At 38.5% G+C, this 21,031-nt stretch carries 19 protein-coding genes; 14 read left to right on the top strand and 5 right to left on the bottom strand.

The features are described from left to right. Positions 1-35: 35 nt before the first annotated feature. The 5 genes from FNN08_RS09055 to FNN08_RS09035 form a co-directional block, all read right to left on the bottom strand. Positions 36-260: a hypothetical protein gene (locus FNN08_RS09055; RefSeq protein ID WP_143584959.1), complete on the bottom strand. Its 225-nt coding sequence runs from the start codon at positions 258-260 to the stop codon at positions 36-38. Positions 261-447: 187 nt separating this feature from the next. Beyond that, positions 448-2,187: an arginine--tRNA ligase gene (gene argS, locus FNN08_RS09050; protein ID WP_143584957.1), complete on the bottom strand. Its 1,740-nt coding sequence runs from the start codon at positions 2,185-2,187 to the stop codon at positions 448-450. Between the two features lie 77 nt (positions 2,188-2,264). Continuing rightward, positions 2,265-3,845: a peptide chain release factor 3 gene (prfC, locus tag FNN08_RS09045; RefSeq protein WP_143584955.1), complete on the bottom strand. Its 1,581-nt coding sequence runs from the start codon at positions 3,843-3,845 to the stop codon at positions 2,265-2,267. A 228-nt stretch (positions 3,846-4,073) separates the two neighbouring features. Next, entirely contained in the window at positions 4,074-4,520 is a 447-nt protein-coding gene (gene rimI, locus FNN08_RS09040; RefSeq protein ID WP_143584953.1) for a ribosomal protein S18-alanine N-acetyltransferase, read from the bottom strand. A 17-nt stretch (positions 4,521-4,537) separates the two neighbouring features. Beyond that, positions 4,538-5,017, bottom strand: coding sequence for a DNA polymerase III subunit psi (locus FNN08_RS09035; RefSeq protein WP_143584952.1), 480 nt, complete (start codon positions 5,015-5,017; stop codon positions 4,538-4,540). A 231-nt stretch (positions 5,018-5,248) separates the two neighbouring features. On the opposite strand from FNN08_RS09035, the gene FNN08_RS09030 reads away from it, so the two are divergent. From FNN08_RS09030 to FNN08_RS08965, 14 genes are all read left to right on the top strand, one after another. Continuing rightward, positions 5,249-5,767: an outer membrane beta-barrel protein gene (locus FNN08_RS09030; RefSeq protein ID WP_143584950.1), complete on the top strand. Its 519-nt coding sequence runs from the start codon at positions 5,249-5,251 to the stop codon at positions 5,765-5,767. Positions 5,768-6,064: 297 nt separating this feature from the next. Then, entirely contained in the window at positions 6,065-6,493 is a 429-nt protein-coding gene (ndhC, locus tag FNN08_RS09025) for an NADH-quinone oxidoreductase subunit A (RefSeq protein ID WP_143584948.1), read from the top strand. Between the two features lie 40 nt (positions 6,494-6,533). Next, positions 6,534-7,133, top strand: coding sequence for a NuoB/complex I 20 kDa subunit family protein (locus FNN08_RS09020; RefSeq protein ID WP_409574604.1), 600 nt, complete (start codon positions 6,534-6,536; stop codon positions 7,131-7,133). Next, on the top strand, positions 7,133-8,920 hold the full coding sequence (nuoC, locus tag FNN08_RS09015) for an NADH-quinone oxidoreductase subunit C/D (RefSeq protein WP_143584944.1): 1,788 nt from the start codon (positions 7,133-7,135) through the stop codon (positions 8,918-8,920). The genes FNN08_RS09020 and nuoC overlap by 1 nt, the downstream gene beginning before the upstream one ends. 6 nt (positions 8,921-8,926) lie before the next feature. Then, positions 8,927-9,484, top strand: coding sequence for an NADH-quinone oxidoreductase subunit NuoE (nuoE, locus tag FNN08_RS09010; protein WP_143584941.1), 558 nt, complete (start codon positions 8,927-8,929; stop codon positions 9,482-9,484). Beyond that, positions 9,484-10,866, top strand: coding sequence for an NADH-quinone oxidoreductase subunit NuoF (nuoF, locus tag FNN08_RS09005; RefSeq protein WP_260679301.1), 1,383 nt, complete (start codon positions 9,484-9,486; stop codon positions 10,864-10,866). Before nuoE ends, nuoF begins: the two co-directional genes overlap by 1 nt. Next, positions 10,859-13,708: an NADH-quinone oxidoreductase subunit NuoG gene (nuoG, locus tag FNN08_RS09000; RefSeq protein WP_185962608.1), complete on the top strand. Its 2,850-nt coding sequence runs from the start codon at positions 10,859-10,861 to the stop codon at positions 13,706-13,708. The genes nuoF and nuoG overlap by 8 nt, the downstream gene beginning before the upstream one ends. After that, positions 13,701-14,726, top strand: coding sequence for an NADH-quinone oxidoreductase subunit NuoH (gene nuoH, locus FNN08_RS08995; RefSeq protein ID WP_143584938.1), 1,026 nt, complete (start codon positions 13,701-13,703; stop codon positions 14,724-14,726). The genes nuoG and nuoH overlap by 8 nt, the downstream gene beginning before the upstream one ends. Then, positions 14,719-15,246, top strand: coding sequence for an NADH-quinone oxidoreductase subunit NuoI (nuoI, locus tag FNN08_RS08990; protein ID WP_143584936.1), 528 nt, complete (start codon positions 14,719-14,721; stop codon positions 15,244-15,246). The genes nuoH and nuoI overlap by 8 nt, the downstream gene beginning before the upstream one ends. 75 nt (positions 15,247-15,321) lie before the next feature. Then, positions 15,322-15,840 (top strand): NADH-quinone oxidoreductase subunit J, encoded by a 519-nt coding sequence (nuoJ, locus tag FNN08_RS08985; RefSeq protein WP_143584934.1) that lies wholly within the window; start codon positions 15,322-15,324, stop codon positions 15,838-15,840. 3 nt (positions 15,841-15,843) lie between these two features. After that, on the top strand, positions 15,844-16,152 hold the full coding sequence (nuoK, locus tag FNN08_RS08980; protein ID WP_143584932.1) for an NADH-quinone oxidoreductase subunit NuoK: 309 nt from the start codon (positions 15,844-15,846) through the stop codon (positions 16,150-16,152). Between the two features lies 1 nt (position 16,153). Beyond that, entirely contained in the window at positions 16,154-18,004 is a 1,851-nt protein-coding gene (nuoL, locus tag FNN08_RS08975; protein WP_143584931.1) for an NADH-quinone oxidoreductase subunit L, read from the top strand. Continuing rightward, positions 18,001-19,491: a NuoM family protein gene (locus FNN08_RS08970; RefSeq protein ID WP_143584929.1), complete on the top strand. Its 1,491-nt coding sequence runs from the start codon at positions 18,001-18,003 to the stop codon at positions 19,489-19,491. The genes nuoL and FNN08_RS08970 overlap by 4 nt, the downstream gene beginning before the upstream one ends. Continuing rightward, the gene (locus tag FNN08_RS08965) at positions 19,488-20,924 is read left to right on the top strand and encodes an NADH-quinone oxidoreductase subunit N (RefSeq protein WP_143584927.1); all 1,437 of its coding nucleotides are present in this window, start codon (positions 19,488-19,490) and stop codon (positions 20,922-20,924) included. Before FNN08_RS08970 ends, FNN08_RS08965 begins: the two co-directional genes overlap by 4 nt. Positions 20,925-21,031 lie beyond the last annotated feature (107 nt).

The raw sequence follows: 21,031 nt of genomic DNA, 5'->3' as shown, positions 1-21,031 counted from the left end.
GTAAGCTAGTTAAATTTGGTATAAATTGGGGCTTATTAATCACGTTTATTCTGCCATGAATCGGAGTCTTTGATAAAATCGATTGTATAATAAATGAAGAAAACCGTCGTAAATATAAGCATTAAAAGTAAGCTTATGCCTTGTAATTTAGAGACTTGCATAAACTCATCAAAGTAGAATACGTAGTAGCTTATGGTTAGGGATAAAAACAGTGAAATAATACTGTAGAGAAAAAACTTTCCAAATTGTTCTGAAGCCATTTATACATCCATGTTCTAAAAGGTTGAGAATTCTAAAATTCTAAGTAATATTATTATTGTATAATATTTATCCAAACATGCCAGTTTAAATTTTATATTTGTACAATAATGTTTTTTAACCACAGTTCTCTTAATCGGAATTAACTCGCTTTATTAGTTTATATAAAGCGAGTTAATGTTTTTGGTGTTACATACGATCCATTACTTCAATACCCAGCAAATCAAGACCTTGCTGTAGTGTTTTAGCAATTAAAGTACAAAGCTGTAAACGTGACACTTTAACTTCGCCATCAATGCCTTCTTTTAAAATAGGGCATGCTTCGTAGAAGGTCATGTATAAGCTGGCCAGTTCGTATAAGTAATTACACAATAAGTTAGGCGTACACTCACTGATCACCGCATCAAGAACTTCTTCAAATTGCATTAATTTAACGGCAAGGGCCTTTTCTTGCGGCTCATTAATTACTATTGATTGTGCTTGCGTATTTAAATCAATACCTGACTTTTTAAAGATACTTTGAATACGAGTATAAGCGTATTGTAAGTAAGGGGCTGTAGCGCCTTCAAAGCTCAGCATCGACTTCCAGTTGAAGATGTAGTCACTAGTACGGTTTTTCGATAAATCGGCATATTTAACTGCGCCTATACCAACTTTTCGAGCGATTTCAGAACGTTCTTCTGCTGAGAAGTCAGCAATTTTTTCAGCCATTAATTGTTCAGCACGTTTTACCGCTTCTTCAAGTAACTCGGCTAACTTAACGGTGCCACCTGTACGAGTTTTAAATGGTTTACCATCATCACCCATCATCATACCGAAAGGGCAGTGATCGTATGCAGTAGTCTCTGGCAAAAAGCCTGCATTACGAGCTGTAATTTCAACTTGTTTAAAGTGTAAAGCTTGACGTGCATCGGTGAAAATTATGATGCGATCAGCGCCTAGCTCATTTGTGCGGTAACGACATGCTGATAAATCTGTGGTTGCGTATAAGTACCCGCCACCTGATTTTTGTACGATAAATACTGAAGGCTCACCATCTTTGTTAGCCATCTCTTGAATAAATACAACTTTCGCACCTTGATCTTCAACGGCAATATGTTTTGCCATTAATTCATCAATAACATTACTCAAATCTGGATTATAAGCACTTTCACCCATGATATCGTCACGAGTTAATGTTACGTTTAATTTATCGTAAATTTCTTCGCTGTGCTTAATTGAGATATCAATAAATAACTTCCAAAGCACTAAACATTCGCTATCGCCACCTTGTAGTTTAACCACAAAGTCACGAGCTCGATCAGCAAAGCCTTCTTCTTCGTCAAAGCGAATTTTAGCTTCACGGTAGAAGTTTTCTAAATCAGCTAACGCTGTTTCAGCTACTTCGTTACTGTTTAACTTGTCATTTAAGTGCGCAAGTAACATACCAAATTGTGTGCCCCAATCTCCCATGTGATTTTGACGAATAACTTTTTCACCGCGAAACTCTAATGCGCGAACAACAGCATCACCAATGATAGTAGAGCGCAAATGACCTACATGCATTTCTTTTGCTAAGTTTGGCGCTGAATAATCAACTACCACGGTTTGTGGCTTAGCATTTTGGCTTACATTTAATTTTTCATCGCTATTAGCCACTTCTAATTGTTTGCCCAACCATGCTTTATCTAAGTGAATGTTAATAAAGCCTGGACCTGCTAATTCAACTAAATCGGCAATGCCATCTAAATCAAGATTATCAACCACTGTTTGTGCTAATGCTCTTGGATTAGTCTTTAATTTTTTAGCTGCTCCCATAACACCATTAGCTTGGTAATCACCAAAATTTGCACGAGTAGAAGCACTTACCGCTGGGTTCGTATCTTCTGGCAGTCCTGCAGCAACCATAGCTGCTTTTACTTTTTCACTTAAAATGTGACGAATATTCATAATGTCTTCGGTCTAATTGTGTTTATCAATGTTAATACAAGCCCATTAAAGGGCTTAATATAAATACAGTTTTATTCTTAATGTTCACGCGTTTTGTGGAACTCAATATCCGGGTAACGTTCTTGCATTAAGTTAAGGTTTACCATAGTTGGCGCAATGTAAGTTAAGCTATCACCGCCATCTAGTGCTACATTATCAAAAGCTTTCTTTTGAAATTCAGCTAATTTTCTTTCGTCGCTACAGGTTACCCAACGAGCAGTTGCTACCGAAATAGGCTCGTATAATGCATCAACGTTATATTCATTTTTCAAGCGATGAACTACTACTTCAAATTGTAGAACACCAACAGCGCCAACAATCATGTCGTTATTACTAAGTGGTCTAAATACCTGTACAGCACCTTCTTCTGATAACTGGATAAGGCCTTTTTGTAGCTGCTTAGCTTTTAGTGGATCGCGTAGGCGGATACGGCGGAACATTTCAGGCGCAAAGTTAGGAATACCTTTAAACTTAAAGTTTTCACCAGCAGTAAATGTGTCACCAATTTGAATCGAACCATGGTTATGCAAACCGATGATATCTCCGGCATAAGCTTCTTCAACGTTAGAACGATCGCCAGCCATAAAGGTTACCGCATCAGCAATTTTTACATCTTTACCAATACGTACTTGTTTCATCTTCATGCCTTTAGTGTATTTGCCTGAACAAATACGCATAAATGCAATACGGTCACGATGCTTAGGATCCATGTTTGCTTGGATCTTAAATACAAAGCCTGAGAACTTTTCTTCTTCCGCTTTGATTTCTCTTAAATCGGTAACGCGTGGTAAAGGTTTTGGTGCCCACTGGGTTAAACCATCAAGCATATGATCGACGCCAAAGTTACCTAATGCCGTACCAAAATATACCGGGGTTAGCTCACCGTTAAGGAACTCTTCATGATTAAACTCATGACAAGCGCCGACAACAAGCTCAAGTTCATCTCGTAAATCTTCAGCAAAAGCGCCAAGCACTGTATCTAATTCAGGGTTATCAATCCCCTTAATTACAACACGGTCTTGAATAGTATGACCTTGACCTGTCTGATATAAAATAACTTCGTCATTTAAGATGTTGTACACACCTTTAAATTCTTTACCCATACCAATAGGCCAAGTAATAGGCGAACATTTTATTTTTAAAATGTCTTCTACTTCGTCCATAACTTCAACAGGATCACGTACATCACGATCCATTTTATTCATGAAGGTAATGATTGGTGTATCACGCAGACGAGTTACTTCCATTAATTTAATGGTTCGATCCTCTACACCCTTTGCGGTATCAATAACCATTAAACATGAATCAACAGCGGTAAGTGTTCGGTAAGTATCTTCAGAGAAGTCTTCATGCCCAGGAGTATCGAGAAGATTTACCAAGCAGTCATTGTATGGGAATTGCATAACCGAGGTAGTGATCGAAATACCACGGTCTTTTTCCATTTCCATCCAATCTGATTTGGCATGTTGCCCTGACTTTTTGCCTTTAACCGTACCTGCTTTTTGTAAAGCTTGACCAAAAAGTAATACCTTTTCAGTGATGGTCGTTTTACCCGCATCGGGATGCGATATAATGGCGAAAGTCCTACGTTTATTGACTTCCTGCTGTTGAATTGTCATGTTTTACAATTACTCGCTGCTAAATTGATTATTTCGTGTTGCCTGTGTTTGAAAAGTATACAGGCATAAAAAATCGACATTATACAGAAATACGTAGATATAAGCAGTAGTTAAGGTGCAGTTTATTGTTAAAAATATTTATACAGAAGGGGATAGGGCGCGAAGTTATCCAAAAAAACGCAGCTATAGGCATTTTGCTATGTTAATCAAGCTTATTGAATTAAATAGCTAAAGGCTTAATGACATGACTAAGGCATCTTCATAGCCAAATTTTGCCGGATAATATCCGGTGCGACGATGAATTTGCATAAAGCCATTTTTGATATAGAGCATTTGTGCCGAGATATTTTTAGCGCGAACTTCTAAATGACATTTTACTACGTCATTATTTTTGGCAAATTTGAGAAAATCATCAACTAATAACTGACCATAACCTTTGCCTTGGTGGTCCGGGTGAACACAAATTTCCATTAAAGTTAATTCATCAATAACCAAATCACCAACATAAAAGCCGACCGCTTTACCATCAACAAGTAACTGCTTAGTTACGTAACGTCCACCAATGCAGCTTTGTAGTGTTTTTAATGTCCATGGAAATGGATTTGCAGCACATTCTATTTGATAAATACTATCTATTTCATTGTCGCAAAAAGTTGTAATTTGTGTTTGAGGCATATTTATTATCGATTAAATTAGGAGTCGGTTGAATCTGTTTTAGCATTCAATAAGTCGGTAAAAACATTCCAAAGCTCTTGTTTTAACTGAGAGTTTTGAGATATTACTTCTATTGTTGGCGTGATAAGCTTTTTATCCTGGTATTGAATGTTTTGCTCTTGGCTAAATAACCAATAAAAATTATCTAAATTTAACCCCGATGCATCTTCGACTAAATCTTTGGCAGCTATATTAAGAGCTTTTAATATATCAATAAACATTGGTTTATTAAGTAACTCATCAATAGTGACAGAAATCGAATCGTTCACTGCAGTTGTTTCTGTTTGTTTTACAACTTTTGCTGCTGGCGACTTTTCTGGCGTTATTGCTTGCGCTTTAGTTACCTCGGTTGTTTTATCTGCAGTAGTTTTTTCATCTGCATAAATGCCATCACGGCGTTGCCAAAGGCTAACTCCCATAGTATTTAAGTAATGAAATTGTTTTGCAGTGATAGCCATTGGGTTACTTTAAATCGATTAATAAAATAAGTTTGATAATGATGACAGATTGAAGGCTTAACTTAAAGTGGAAAAATTATTGTCAAAGCTATAACCTATGTGCATAAAATATAAGCAAAAAATACATTTTAACGCGTTTAATTACAGCGTTTATAACAAATTTAAACTAAACTTATATCAATAATAAATAAAATCACTTCATTCTCATAAGAATCTTACAAGGAAATACATATGAAAAAGTCTTTATTAGCAACAGCGTTTGCTTTATCACTTGCTTTGCCAAGTACTGCAATGGCAAATTTATACATTGGTGCTGGTGTATACGAATCTGACAACGATGAAGTTAGCACAGATGATACTGTGCCTGCTTTTTTCGTAGGCTATAATTTTATCGACACTAATATTTTTATGTTCTCAGTGGAAGCTGGTTACTATGACTTAGGTGACTACAGCGTTTCTGTTAACGGTAACACTGCATCATCAGAGGTAGAAGCCGTTACTCTTGCAGGCGTTGCTTACTTACCAATTGGTCCTATTTTTGAAGTTTATGCAAAAGCGGGTGTGTCTTCAACATCTGGTGATGTAACTATCAATGGCTTAAAACAAGACGTTGATGGCGAAGAAGCATTCGGTGGTGTTGGTGCATCTCTTGATATTTTAGATACCATTGATGTTTATGTTGAATACTTAGTATTTGACAACGAAGTTGAATCTGAACTTGTTGGTGCTGGCGTACGTTTCGCTTTCTAACTATTCGATAAATTACCCTATCTAAATACAGTTCGCATAAATTTTAAATAACTGTTTATGCGAATTGCTTTCCTCTAAATCTTGGCTATTATTTGTACTAATAACAAAAGCTTATTTAGTTACATAATTCTCTTAAAAACAGAACCAAATTGCGTCGTTAAGCTTAAATAATTTGTTCTAAGAAAATTTCGTAATTGAAACTGGTAAGTATGCTGTTATACCAACTTTATCTAACCTTGGTATTTGCTGTACAGACATTGTTTTCTATCGGTAATCATGGGGAGTTGCTCAAAAGCAATGAATCAGTTACCACAGGCAAATGTACAAAACTTAACTGAACTTTGGCCCATTGCGGCTTATTTTGTATTACTCATTATTTTATTAGCCATTATGTTGGCGCTTTCCTATGTGCTCGGACCTAAAACTCGAGCTAGAAAAACTCATACTCCTTATGAATCAGGAATTGTTGCTGTTAAATCCGGTAAAGCTAGATTCAGCAATCACTTTTTCTTATATGCTATTTTCTTCGTGATTTTCGATTTAGAAACTATTTTCTTATTTGCTTGGGTAATTGCGTTTGAAGAGGTGGGCCTTGCCGGATTTATTGAAGCGACAATATTTATTACTATTTTATTGGTTGCGCTGATCTATGTTTGGCGCATCGGCGGGTTAGAAATTCCACGTAAGCATTTATCTAAACGCACCCAATCTCGGGAGCATCATTAATATGGAATGGTCAATAACCAAAGCCGCGATCGATAAAGAAATGTTGGCGTCGAAAAATATAAGTGAAGATGAGCTAAAACGTAATGTATTGTTTGCCAAACTAGACGATATGGTGAATTGGGGCAGAAAAAATTCAATTTGGCCATTTAATTTTGGTCTGTCATGTTGTTACGTTGAAATGGCAACCAGCTTTACCTCTCGTCATGATATTGCCCGCTTTGGTGCTGAAGTTATTAGAGCCACACCAAGGCAAGCAGATTTAATGGTGATTTCTGGGACTTGTTTTAGAAAAATGGCGCCAGTGATCCGTCATTTATACGATCAATTGCTTGAGCCTAAATGGATAATCTCGATGGGTTCATGTGCAAATTCTGGGGGCATGTATGATATTTACTCTGTTGTGCAAGGGGTTGATAAATTTATTCCTGTTGATGTTTATGTTCCTGGCTGTCCACCACGACCAGAAGCATTATTAGAAGGCTTGTTATTACTGCAAACAAAAATAGCCAATCAACCTCGTCCTCTAAGTTGGATTGTTGGCGAGCAATCCACAAGCGCTATTACCCAGCCTTCATTGCGAGATATTAAACAACAAAGTCGTATTGCTACCACCTTTTTAGATGAACCGGATAGTGTCTAATGGCGGCGTCTTTTTTACATAAATCTAAAGAGTGGCAAGTTCAAGCGCCTTTTCCTCTTATTGATGAAATTCATGCCATTAATGCGGATTTAAAGTTAGAGCAGCAAGTACTTATCGATGCCATCGAAACTTACTGGATCGATAAAAAGCATCTGGTTATGTTGATGCATATTTTACGCTTTGAATTAATGCATGGCTTTGATTTATGTTTCGATTTAACCGCCGTAGATGAGCGAGTACGAGAAAATAAATTAGCTTCGCAAGTACAAGATTTTACGGTTATTTATCACTTACGCAGTTATTTTCGTAATCGTGATGTACGTATAAAAGTTGCACTTTGTACAAGTGATAAAAGCCTAGATAGCATTAGCTCAATTTGGCCAAATGCTAATTGGTACGAGCGGGAAGTGTGGGATATGTTTGGCATAACATTTAATGATCATCCGCACTTAACTCGTATTCTTATGCCGCCAACATGGATTGGTCACCCACTGTTAAAAGATCATCCAGCTCGTGCTACAGAGATGGAACCATTTACCTTACCTGACAGCCAACAAGATATAGAGCAAGAAGCCCTGCAATTTAAGCCCGAAGAGTGGGGGATGAAACGGCAAAGTAAAACCAGTGATTTTAGTTTTTTAAATTTAGGGCCAAACCATCCAAGTGTACATGGTGCGTTTCGCATTGTGTTGCAAATGGAAGGTGAAGAAATAATTGATTGTGTACCTGACATTGGCTATCACCATCGTGGTGCTGAGAAAATGGGTGAGAGACAATCTTGGCACAGTTATATTCCTTATACCGACAGGATTGATTACCTCGGCGGAGTAATGAATAACTTTCCTTATGTTATGGCGGTTGAAAAACTTGCTGGCATTACTGTTCCTGATCGAGCCAAAACCATTCGTATTATGACGGCAGAAATGTTTCGTATTTTAAGTCATTTGTTATTTTACGGCACGTTTGCGCAAGATGTCGGCGCGTTGTCACCAATCTTCTATATGTTTGTCGATAGAGAAAAGCTATTTGCTATTGTCGAAGCATTTACTGGCGCGCGTATGCACCCAAGTTATTTTCGCATTGGTGGTGTCGCCCAAGATTTACCTAAAGGTTGGCATAGCTTAGTGCGTGAATACGTCAACTACTTACCTAAACGCCTCGATGAATATGAAAAAATGGTTATGCAAAATAGCTTGCTTAAAGCTAGGACTGTTGGCGTTGGTGCTTACTCGTCAAGTGAGGCGATAGAATGGGGCGTCACAGGTCCAGGCTTACGGGCTACTGGCTATTCATGGGATTTACGCAAACAAAGGCCATATGCTGGCTACGATCAATTTGATTTTGAAGTTCCTGTTGGCCATAACGGTGATTGCTATGATCGCTGTATGGTTCGTGTTGAGGAAATGCGCCAAAGTATTCGCATTATTGAGCAATGCTTAAATAATATGCCTGAAGGTCCTTATAAAGCCGAACATCCGCAAACCACACCGCCAGATAAAAGCAAAACCATGATGGATATCGACAGCTTGATCCCTCACTTTGTTAATGTCTCATGGGGGCCAGTAATCCCCGCTGGTGAAGTATCGGTTAGCGTTGAAGCTACCAAAGGAATCATGGCTTATCACTTGATAAGTGATGGCAGTACCATGAGTTATCGCACCCGCATTCGCACGCCATCATTTGCGCATTTACAAATGCTGCCTTTGATTTCACAAGGCCAGATGGTCGCAGACTTAATTGCCACATTAGGTAGTATTGACTACGTAATGGCTGATGTAGATAGGTAGATAATTATGACTCTAGCTTCTTTAAAATATCAGCAAATTAACACGGTAAATATTGATTATCGAACTTACCTTAGTGCAGGCGAAATTGCCGCTATTGAGCATGAAACTACTCTCTTAGAATATCGAGAAGCCGCAGGTATTGAAGCATTAAAAATTGTCCAGAACAATCGAGGCTGGATCTCTGATGATAGCTTGTTTGCTATTGCTAACTTATTACAAATGCCGGTGAGTCAGTTAGAAGGCGTGGCAACTTTTTATAATCTGATTTATCGCCAACCTGTTGGCAAATATGTCATTCACTTGTGCGATAGTATTAGTTGTTATTTAACAGGCTTTGAAACAATTGCTGACTATCTACAGCAAGAATTAGGCATAGGCTTTGGTCAAACAAGTTCGGATGGTTTATTCACCTTATTAACTAATGCATGTTTAGGAGGATGTGATAAAGGCCCTACAATGATGATTGATGGCAAGCATTATCAGCACCTAACGGTTGATGCGGTGCAAACAATATTGGTTGAACTTACCAATAGTGCCAATGGACTGACGGAAGGTGAGCAATAATGCCTAGCTACGATCCTAATGCGATGCCTTTAACGGCTCTAGTTAATTTAGATAAACCACTCGATTTTCAAGGCTATGTTGCTGCTGGCGGTTATCAAGGTGCAGGTAAAGCTATTTTAGAAATGCAGCCTAGTGATGTGTTAGAGCTAGTTAAAGATTCAGGCCTTAAAGGGCGAGGTGGTGCTGGTTTTCCCACTGGGATGAAATGGAGTTTCGTGCCCATGTTTGCTGATGATGACGAGCATAAACCAGATAATAAGTACCTTGTTTGTAATGCTGATGAAATGGAGCCGGGGACTTTTAAAGACCGTTTTCTACTTGAGGGCGTACCTCATCAGTTGGTGGAGGCGATGATCATTGCCGCCTATACCATTAATGCCAACAAGGCTTATATTTTTCTTAGAGGTGAATATTTTTTATGTGCTAAGCGTTTGCAGTGCGCCATTGAGCAAGCTTATGAAAACGGTTGGCTTGGCAGTAACATTCAAGGTAGTAATTACCACTTAGATTTATATCTACATACTAGTGCAGGACGTTATATTTGCGGTGAAGAAACTGCATTAATTAATGCCTTAGAAGGCAAGCGTGCTAATCCTAGAGCTAAACCGCCATTTCCACAAGTTAGTGGCTTATTTGGTAAACCAACCATAGTTAATAATGTCGAAACATTAAGTAACTTACCTCATATTTTAAAGCATGGGGCCGAATGGTTTAAGGCACTTTCTCCAAATAGCGATCCTGGTACAAAAATATACGGTGTCAGCGGTCGAGTAAAAACAACTGGGCTTTGGGAAATGCCGATGGGTATGACCATACGTGATGTGCTTTACGGCAAAGCAGGAGGTTTGCAAGATGGTCTTGAACTTCGAGGCTTTTTACCTGGAGGTGCCTCAACCGATTTCTTAACCAGTGAACATCTTGATGTGCCTATGGATTACGACAATATTTCTAAGGTAGGCAGCCGATTAGGTACTGCTGGCATTATTGTTTTGGACTCGCAAAATTGTCCGGTAGGTATGATCCTTAATCTATTAAAATTTTTCGCTCAAGAGTCCTGTGGGTATTGTACGCCATGTCGTGATGGTACCCCTTGGGTGGTTGAAATATTAACTCGCATTGAAAACGGACAAGGCAGTATTGATGATATAGATAGCTTAAATAAGTTATGTGATTTTATGTGGTTAGGTAAAACTCATTGTGCATTAGCTCCCGGTGCCGTAGAGCCGCTAAGAAGTGGTTTAAAGTATTTTCAAGATGACTTTCTTCAGCACATTGAGCAAGGTTGTTGCCCCTTAAAAAAAGATCACATAGGTGTCGGACTTAAGCAAAATCACCTTACAAAAAATCCCCCCGCAGCCGTTAATGGGGTTAAACATGAGTAAAGTGACTATAGACGAGCGTAATACCATTAACATTTATGTTGATGGTGTTAAATTACAAGTTGACCCAGAAGATAATTTACTCGCAGGCGTATTATCTAACAAACTTAATCTCCCTTATTTTTGTTGGCATCCTTCGATGGGATCGATAGGTGCATGTCGCCAATGTGCAGTCACAATTTTTGATGATGAAAGTCAGACTCGAGGCCGAATAGCAATGGCATGTATGACGCCTGTAACTGATGGTATGTATATTGGTTTAGGTGATGAGTATTCAACTGTTTTTAGAGAGCAGGTGATCAGTGCCATGATGACCAATCACCCGCATGATTGTCCTGTGTGCGCTGAGGGCGGTGAGTGTCACTTGCAAGATATGACGGTGATGACAGGTCATAGTGTTCGAGATTATAAAGGCGATAAACGCACATTTGAAAATCAAGATTTAGGACCTTACATTGGTCATGAGATGAATCGCTGCATCACTTGTTATCGCTGCGTAAGATATTATAAGGACTATGCAGGAGGCACAGATTTTGGAGTGTTTGGTTCACGTAATAAGGTTTGTTTTGGACGGCAACAAGATGGTGTTTTAGAAAGTGAATTCTCTGGTAATTTAGTCGAAGTTTGTCCAACTGGGGTCTTTACTGATAAACCATTTTCGGCGCACTATGCAAGGAAATGGGACTTACAATCAGCCCCATCTATTTGCCAAGGTTGCTCTGTGGGTTGCAATATAAGTATTGGTGAGCGATATGGTAGCGTGCGCCGTATCGTCAATCGCTATAACGATAGCATTAACGGATACTTTCTTTGCGATCGAGGTCGCTTTGGTTTTGGTTATATTAATAGCGACGATAGGCTAACTGCTTGCAAGGGCATTAAATTTTCGGGGGAAAGTCCGAGTGTTAAAGACATTCATATTTCTTTAGCAAAATATAAAGCTGAAAAGTTTATTGCCATTGGCTCATCTCGTGCTTCTTTAGAAACTAATACCGCATTAAAGCAACTCTTGGGAGCCGATAACTTTTGTGCAGGGTTAACTCAAACGCAAATGCTTATGTTGCAATTGCACCAGAAGTTAATCAAGCAACATCACTGTGTCGATATCGATGCCATAGAACAAGCCGATTTCGTGCTTATTTTAGGTGAAGATGTAACTCAAACAGCGCCTCGTATCGCACTGGCTTTAAGGCAGTCAGTTCGTAATGCAGGATTGGCCATTGCTGATAGGTTGCGAATTCCTCGCTGGCAAGATGAAGCTGTGCGCACTGCGGCAGGTAAAACTTTATCACCGCTTTTTATCGCTCAGGTAAGTCAAAGTAAACTTGATGATGTTGCTCAAGAAATTAACTATTCTAATGCGGATGATATAGCCCTTATTACACAAGCAATTAATGCCAAGTTAACAGCCCCTGATGCTGACATTAATTATTTAGAACCTCAGCAAAAACACTTCGTTGCAAGTGCAACTAAGGCTCTTCAACAAGCACAAAATCCTTTGATTGTTAGTGGTCATAGTTTAGCTAATGTGCAAATCCTCCAGCAATGTTTAGCATTAGCTGAAAATCATCAAGGTAAATTTGGTTTTGCCATTATGCCAAGCAGTGTAAATAGCTTAGGTTTGGCCAGTTTAATTGATCAGCAAACATTATCACTCGAGCAAGTTATAACTCAATTGCAAGGTGAGCAAGAGACTAGCCTTATTATTGCTGAAAATGAATTGTCGAATTTAACTAACGAAGGACAACAGCAACTACTATCTAGTGCTGCAACTATTATTGCTTTAGAGCATAGTCAAAGTGTTGTTTGTGCGCATGCTGATGTTATTTTACCTGTAGCATGCTTTGCTGAGTCACAAGGTTTAGTGGTTAATTATACTGGCAGTGTGCAATGTTTTTATTCGGCATTAAATGCCAAGTTGCCAATCCTGCCAAGTTGGCGCTACATACAAATGTTAGATGGTATTTTAGGGCAAGGTAAACTGGCAGATTGTGGTGATAATCTAAATGATTTTAGAACATCATTATCGCAACTGGAAAGCCACTTTCCAGATACTTTTAAGTTTTTAGCAGAACAATTCTTACTTAAAACAGCAAGGCAAACTCATCGTTCATCTGGCCGGACTGCAATGACGGCAAATCAATCTGTACATGAAGCTAAAACGACACTTGATGATAACTCACCATTTAATTTTTCAATGGAAGGTGGGCGAGCAAATAATAGCTCGGCAATGCCATTTACTTGGGCTCCAGGTTGGAATTCAAATCAATCGATTTCTAAATATCAAGAGTTTGTTGGCGGTAAACTTAGTAAGTCACCTGCAATCGTTCAGATCTTTGACCCTAACAACGAGCAAGATTTGTCTATTCAGGCAGCCATTAATTCTGAGGTAAAAAGCAGCGATGATGAATTGAAGGTTTATCCTGCTAAGCATATTTTTGCTAATGATTATTTAGGAATAAAAACTAGCGAATTTAAACTCACTAAGCCAATTCCATTTATTGAATTAACCCCTAATGATGCTGATAAATACAAATTAGTTCAATCTTCTCATGCGTGTATTGTCATCGCCGGTGAAGAATTTACTGTGCAGGTTAAGATAAATGCGGCACATGCTAAATATTGCGCTACTTTATTTTTAAACGAGCAGGTTTTACGTCAGTTTGACTATTCCTCAATTATTATAAAACCAGCTATTAGTGAAAAAATTCATGCCTTTGATAAGCAACTGCATGAGCAAATAGAACAAATTAACCAAGCTAAGCAACAGCAACTGCGAAGACTAAAACAGCAAGATCAGTTTATTCCTATTCGCTTAATGGCGGGAGGATTAGATGATGGCTGATTTAATCAACCCCCAAGTGCTATTTAAATTAATCGAAATTGCTGTGATCTTAGCTTTGCTTATTCCTATTGCGGCAATGCTAGTTTGGGTTGAAAGACGAATGATAGGTATATGGCAAGACCGACATGGTCCAAACCGTGTTGGCCCTGGAGGAGTTTTACAGTCACTTGCTGATTTATTAAAAATTTTAGGCAAAGATGAATTTATTCCCCAATTTGCCGATAAATTTATCTTTATTGCAGCACCTATTATTGCCGCTGTAACCGTATTAATGAGTTTTGTTGTTATTCCTTTCTCCGACACTATCGGCGTATCAAATTTAAACATAGGTTTATTGTTCTTTTTGGCCATGACTTCTTTAGCGGTTTATGGCGTGGTACTTGCTGGTTGGGCATCTAAAAATAAATACGCTCTGTTAGGTAGTATGCGCGCTGCGGCACAAACGATAAGTTATGAAGTGTTTATGGGATTGTCATTAATGGGCGTTGTGCTTTTAACTGGCAGTTTCAACTTACGAGATATTGTACTTGCCCAGCAAGAACATTGGTTTATAACTTCGCAAATTTTAGGCTTTGTTGTTTTTCTCATTGCCGGTATTGCTGAGAGCCATCGTTTACCTTTTGATTTACCCGAGGCTGAAACTGAACTTACCGCTGGCTTTCATACCGAATATTCAGGTTTAAAATTTGCATTATTTTTCTTAGGTGAATATTTAGGAGTAACATTAATTTCAGCTATGGCAGTCACCTTATTTTTTGGCGGGTATTTAGCACCTAGTTTTTTACCTGAAGCTGTTGGAGCAATGATCCCTGGTCTTGTTTGGTTTACCGGCAAAGTCTTGCTTTTGATCTTATTCTTTATTTTACTGCGCACATCTCTGCCTCGTGCCCGATTTGATCAGCTGCTAGCGTTTGGTTGGAAAGTCATGTTACCGCTAGCATTATTTAATTTATTACTTACCGCCATACTTAGATTAACTGGCGTGATCTCCGGTGCAGGTGATATCAGTTATGGTTAAATTATTCTATAGCCAATTTAGAACCATATGGTTGGTGTTAAAGCATACCTTTAGCAAGGCCGATACGGTGCAATACCCAGAGCAAAAACCGTATTTAGCACCACGCTATCGGGGGCGAATTGTATTAACCAGAGATCCCGACGGTAGTGAACGATGTGTTGCATGTAATTTATGTGCGGTGGCATGTCCGGTGGACTGTATTTCATTGCAGCAAACAATTGATGATGATGGCCGCAAACGAGCGGAATTTTTCCGAATTAACTTTTCTCGCTGTATCTTGTGCGGTTTTTGTGAGGAGGCATGCCCAACTTATGCTATTCAGTTAACACCTGATGTAGAACTTGCTGAATATGACAGAAAAAATTTAGTCTATGAAAAAGAAAATTTATTAATTAATGGCCCTGGTAAATATCCAGATTATAACTTTTATAAACAATCAGGGGTGCAAACTGATGTTAAAAATAAAGGCCAAGGTGAGCATGAGCAGCAACCGGTTAATGTGAAAGACCTGATGCCATAATAATTTTTACTGTGTCGGTATTTTGCTCGAGAAAGAACGATGAGTTCAGAGTGTTAAAACAAAAAAGGGAACGTGATGAGTGTAGAAGTACCATTTTACTTTGCAGCAACAATTGCAATTATTGCTAGTTTACGAGTAGTAACGGGTAGTAATGCGATTCATGCTTTGTTGTATTTAGTGGTTTCTTTACTTGCCGTTGCAGTGTGCTTTTATTTTATCGGTGCACCATTTGCCGCAGGGTTAGAAGTGATTGTTTATGCCGGAGCTATCTTAGTGCTCTTTGTTTTTGCGGTGATGATGTTCGATTTGCAAGGTGATGATGAGCCTAAACATTTTGGCCGAGAAGGGAATTCAGCTTGGTTTTCTGCATGGTTTGGGCCCAGTATTTTAGCATTATTATTACTGTTCGAGCTCGTATATATAATCGTTGTTAGCGATTCAAAGCAACTGTATGTATCTAATATTGTTGAAGCAAAACAAGTTGGTATTTTACTTTATGGTCCATACCTACTTGCCGTTGAGATAGCTTCGTTTTTATTACTCGCAGGGTTAGTTGCGGGTTATCATTTTGCTAAACCTGATGCCGGGAGTTAGCCGATGAGTCAAATTCCATTAAATCATGTTTTTATCTTTGCCATCATTCTTTTTGTTATAGGTTTTATTGGGGTGATAGCTCGTCGTAATACCTTGTTTATGTTGATGAGCCTAGAAGTAATGCTAAATGCTGTTGGCCTAGCATTTATTGGTGCTGGTAGTGCTTGGGTTGAAGCCGACGGGCAAGTAATGTTTATATTGATCTTAACCTTAGCTGCCGCTGAAGTAGCGGTAGGTCTTGCCTTACTTATTCGCTTGCAACAACAGCGTCAATGCTTAGATATTGACGCACTTAATGAGCTGAGGGAATAGCATGCAAGTACTGGCTTATTTACCTTTTTATCCTTTGCTAAGTTTCTTATTGTTAATCATGCTGAGTAAAAATCTAACTTGGCTACAGGCAAGTATTATTTCTGTTAGCTCCGTAGGCTTAAGTGCATTATCGGCAGGTTACTTAATACATAATTTTATGATCTCAGCTGACAGTGTTGTTGCTGTGCATTTATGGCAGTGGTTTAAGCTAGGTGATGCGGCTGTTAACTTTGCTTTGCGCTTAGATAGTCTCTCCGCGGTTATGCTCGGTGTCGTTACCGGAGTTGGATTTTTAATTCATGTTTTTGCCGCTGCGTACATGAAAGGTGATGAAAATTTTAGCCGTTTTATGGCTTATATGAATTTGTTTATTAGCGCCATGTTGTTACTGGTTCTTGCTGACAATTTGGTTTTACTTTATTTGGGCTGGGAAGGTGTCGGTTTATGCAGCTTCTTACTTATCGGTTTTTGGTATCAAGAACCGGCTAATGCTAAGGCCGCCAAAAAAGCTTTTATTGTGACCAGAGTTGGCGATACTTTTTTTGCCATAGGATTATTCTTACTCTTTAGGGAAGTGGGTAGCTTAACGATAACGGATATTATGACAAGTAATGAGCTGGGCTTATTAGTTGATAATAATATGGCATTTTGGATTTGTTTATTATTTGTTGGCGGCGCAGTAGGGAAATCGGCGCAGTTACCGCTGCAAACCTGGTTGCCGGATGCTATGGCTGGCCCAACACCAGTAAGTGCGCTAATTCATGCGGCGACTATGGTAACTGCAGGCGTTTATTTAATTGCGCGGATGAACAATTTATTTTTACTCACGCCACAGGTGATGACTATTGTGGCTATCATCGGCGCACTTACCTTATTACTTGCCGGTATTGCCGCACTGGCTCAAAGCGATATCAAGCGAGTTTTGGCATACTCTACCATGAGTCAAATTGGTTATATGATGTTAGGCTTAGGCGCTGGTGCATTTAGTGCAGGGGTGATGCATTTAATGACACATGCATTTTTTAAAGCGTTATTATTTTTAACCGCTGGCGCAATTATATTAGCTCTGCATCATCAACAAAATATGTTCAAAATGGGCGGCTTGCTGAAAAAACTGCCTGTGATAAGTAGCTTATTTTTTATTGGTGTGGCAGCGCTCATTGCACTACCAGGAACCTCTGGTTTTGTTTCGAAAGAGGCTATTATTGCCGAGCTTTACTCTTCTAAAACCGCTGGTCCTTGGTTTTGGTGGGCCGCTATTGTTGGCGCATTAATTACTAGTGTTTATAGTTTTAGAATGGTGTTTCTGACCTTCTTTGGGCAATATCGAGGCTGTGCTGAAATTACCAAACCAAGCCATTATTTATTAATTATGCCGTTGTTTTTACTGGCGGTATTAGCGCTAGCCGGCGGTTTGATAACTTTAGATTTAACCGCTTTATTTGACGTTAATGTTATTGATATATCGACAGAGCCTAGCTGGCTACACAGTGTTGCTGTGGCAACACCTTTTATCGGCATTGTTATAGCCTATTTAATTTATTTCCCTCATGCTGGCAAAACTATCCGTGAAAGTAAGTCGAAACTGACTTTATTTATACAAAATGGTCTTGGTTTTAATGGCCTTTATTCTCTGTTGTTGGTGAAGCCATTTTTATTTCTGAGTAAATGCAATAAAAATGATGTTGTTGAGCTGTTGATTAAAGCCATAAGTTGGAATGTTGTTACTTGGCATGAAGTACTAAAAGCAACACAAACTGCTAGCCTAAGGTGGTATTTGGCCATGCTTGCTTTAGGGGTAATCATCCTGCTTGCAGTCCTGTTAGGGCAAACTTCAGGAGAGCTGGCATGATCTTAACGCAAATCATTCTGGTACTTTTTATTGGTGGTTTTGTTGCATGGCGCGTTGAATTACAGCGGCCGCAAAGTGCTAAGTGGTTAAGTCTTATCGCCATAGGCTTTAGCTTGGCATTATTAATCTCATTTGCTAATGATAACCACGATATTTTTTATCAATATGTAAAAATTAGCCAGATCCCTTGGATTAATAAATTTGGTATTAACTATGCAATGGGCATAGATAGCCTAAGCTTTATTTTGATTGCTTTAACCTTGTTACTTGGCGTAGTTTGCGTACTCGTTTCTTGGCAAGAAATTACTGATAATATCGGCTTTTATTACTTTAATTTACTGGCCAGTCTTGCTGGTATAGTTGGCGTTTTTAGTGCAACTGATTTATTTCTGTTCTTCTTTTTTTGGGAGGTAATGTTACTTCCTATGACGGCTCTAATTGCTATTTGGGGTCATGAACACAGGCATTATGCTGCGATAAAGTTCTTTATTTTTACCCAAGTAAGTAGCTTACTCATGCTGCTTGCTATTATTGTTTTAGCATTAATAAATCAACAGCATACTGGAATATGGAGTTTTGATTATTTTGAGCTGCAAAAACTCACAATATCAAGCCAAACACAATATTATTTGATGCTCGGTTTCTTTATTGCTTTTGCGGTTAAGCTACCATCCTTTCCATTTCATACCTGGTTGCCTGATGCTCATACACAAGCGCCAACAGCCGGTAGTGTCTTACTTGCTGGTGTATTGTTAAAAACTGGTGCATACGGCCTTATTCGCTTTGTGTTAGGTTTGTTTCCCGAGGCGAGTTTAGAGTTTGCGAACATTGCCGTTTGGCTTGGCGTGATCAGTATATTATATGGCGCAAAATTGGCCTTTGCACAAACAGACTTTAAACGTTTAGTAGCTTACAGCTCTATCTCTCATATGGGGTTTGTAATGTTGGCGTTATTTTCCTTCGAGCAAATTGCTTACCATGGCGCACTATTAACCATTGTTGCTCATGGTTTAAGTAGCGCGGCGTTATTTGCCGTGGCGGGTATGATGTATTCAAGGTTACATTCACGTGACCTTGAAATTATGGGCGGCTTGTTTAGTAGCGCACCTGTAATGGGGGGGATGCTTTTAGCCTTTGTTGCTGCCGCTTTTGGTTTACCTGGATTAGTAAACTTTGTTGGTGAATTCTTAAGTTTAACGGGGGCGTTTAAGGTTTACCCGCTGCAAGTTGTTTTAGGGGCTTTAGGGTTAATTGGCTCGGCAATTTATGGTATCTATTTATTTGGACAAAGCTTTCAAGGAAAAGTACAACATCAGATCATTGATTTAACCCATCGGGAGTTGTTGGTTTGTAGTAGCTTATTGTTTTTACTAGTTTTATTTGGCTTGTTCCCCGAGTTGATTCTTAATCATTTTACCGAGTATAGCCTACACACTAATATAAACCTGATAACAATAGACAAGCTATCTATTGAGGTAATGTCATGAGTAGTTTTGAGCTATTAGCCATATCTCCACAGCTAATTATTTCTTTAGCAATAGTATTACAAATGCTGTTAATTGCTTTTAAGCGATCAACACGTTTAATTCAAAGCTTTACTTTTATCTGTATCTTATTGGCTATCGCTTCATCGGTATTTTCTCTACCTGCGTTAAATAGCCAAATAACCTTGTTGTTTTATTTAGACGGATTTTCATTTTCGATTGTTAATACGATTTTATTTTGTTCGGCAATGGTGGTTTTAGTTAGCGGTAACTATTTAACAATTAGTCATGAAGTCCATGATGAATATTATTTGCTAGTGATGTTAGTAACTTTAGGTGCTTTGATTTTAAGCATAAGCGATCATTTCGCCAGTGTATTTTTAGGATTAGAGCTGTTAAGTATTGCTGTTATTGGTCTTGTCGGTTATTTAAGAGACCGCAGGCAAACCCTAGAAGCAAGCTTTAAGTATTTAATCTTAAGCGCCACCGCATCGAGTATTTTATTGTTAGGAATGGCAATGCTTTATGCTTACAGTGGCGATATGAGCTTTACTTATATTGAGGCTAACCTAGACAACTCCACAGCTAATTCGAAGTTATTTGCTCAAGCAGGAAGTATCTTATTACTGGTTGGTATAGCATTTAAATTATCTCTTGCACCATTTCATTTTTGGACTCCCGATGTATACCAAGGTGCGCCTGCACCTGTGACCATGCTTTTAGCTACAGTATCTAAAATCGCTATGTTTAGTGTATTAATTAAGTTTTGGTTTTTATCAGAGCAGTTTCTTGATCAGGTAATGCTGACTATTATCAGCCTGATCGCAGTAGCATCTATGCTAGTTGGTAATTTATTAGCCTTGAAACAAAATAATATTAAGCGTTTACTTGCTTACTCATCTATTGCTCATATGGGTTATTTACTTATTATTTTACCGGTGCTATCAACTTCATCAATAGAGTTTGCTAAGCAAAGTGTACTGTTTTACCTCACCGCATATGCTGTAGCTACATTGATACTGTTTACCTTTATAGCTGAAACATCAAAATCTAACTCAAGCTCTGACCTAGATAATTGGCACAATTGGCAAGGCCTCTTTTGGCTGTCACCAATACAAGCGAGTGCGATTATATTAGCGCTGCTATCTTTAGCTGGTATTCCTCTTAGCATGGGCTTTATTGGTAAGTTTTATTTAATTACTTCTGCTTTGACAAATCAAAGCTGGTTATTGCTAGCAAGCTTAGTTGTCGGCAGCTCTATTGGCTTGTATTACTATTTGCGTATTATTTTTATTATGTTTGCTAAACATATACCAAATGGCGCTAATGCTTATGACTTATCTATAAATAGTAGCTTATCCCATATTTTATTATTTTCGTTAACTATGATTTTGCTCGCGTTTGGCATCTATCCTGATATTTACATTTTTTTATAATTGATTTGTAGAAACCGCATTAATCAATGATTAAAAATACTAATAAATAGTTTAATTGACTATTTTGTTATTTTGCTAGTTTTGATTTGTTTTGGTAAATTCAATAA

The sequence above is a fragment of the Thalassomonas sp. M1454 genome, assembly GCF_007097525.1.
Taxonomy (GTDB): domain Bacteria; phylum Pseudomonadota; class Gammaproteobacteria; order Enterobacterales; family Alteromonadaceae; genus Thalassotalea_A.
The sequence above is the reverse complement of the archived record's forward strand: the minus strand, read 5'-3'. Positions and strand labels throughout refer to the sequence as shown.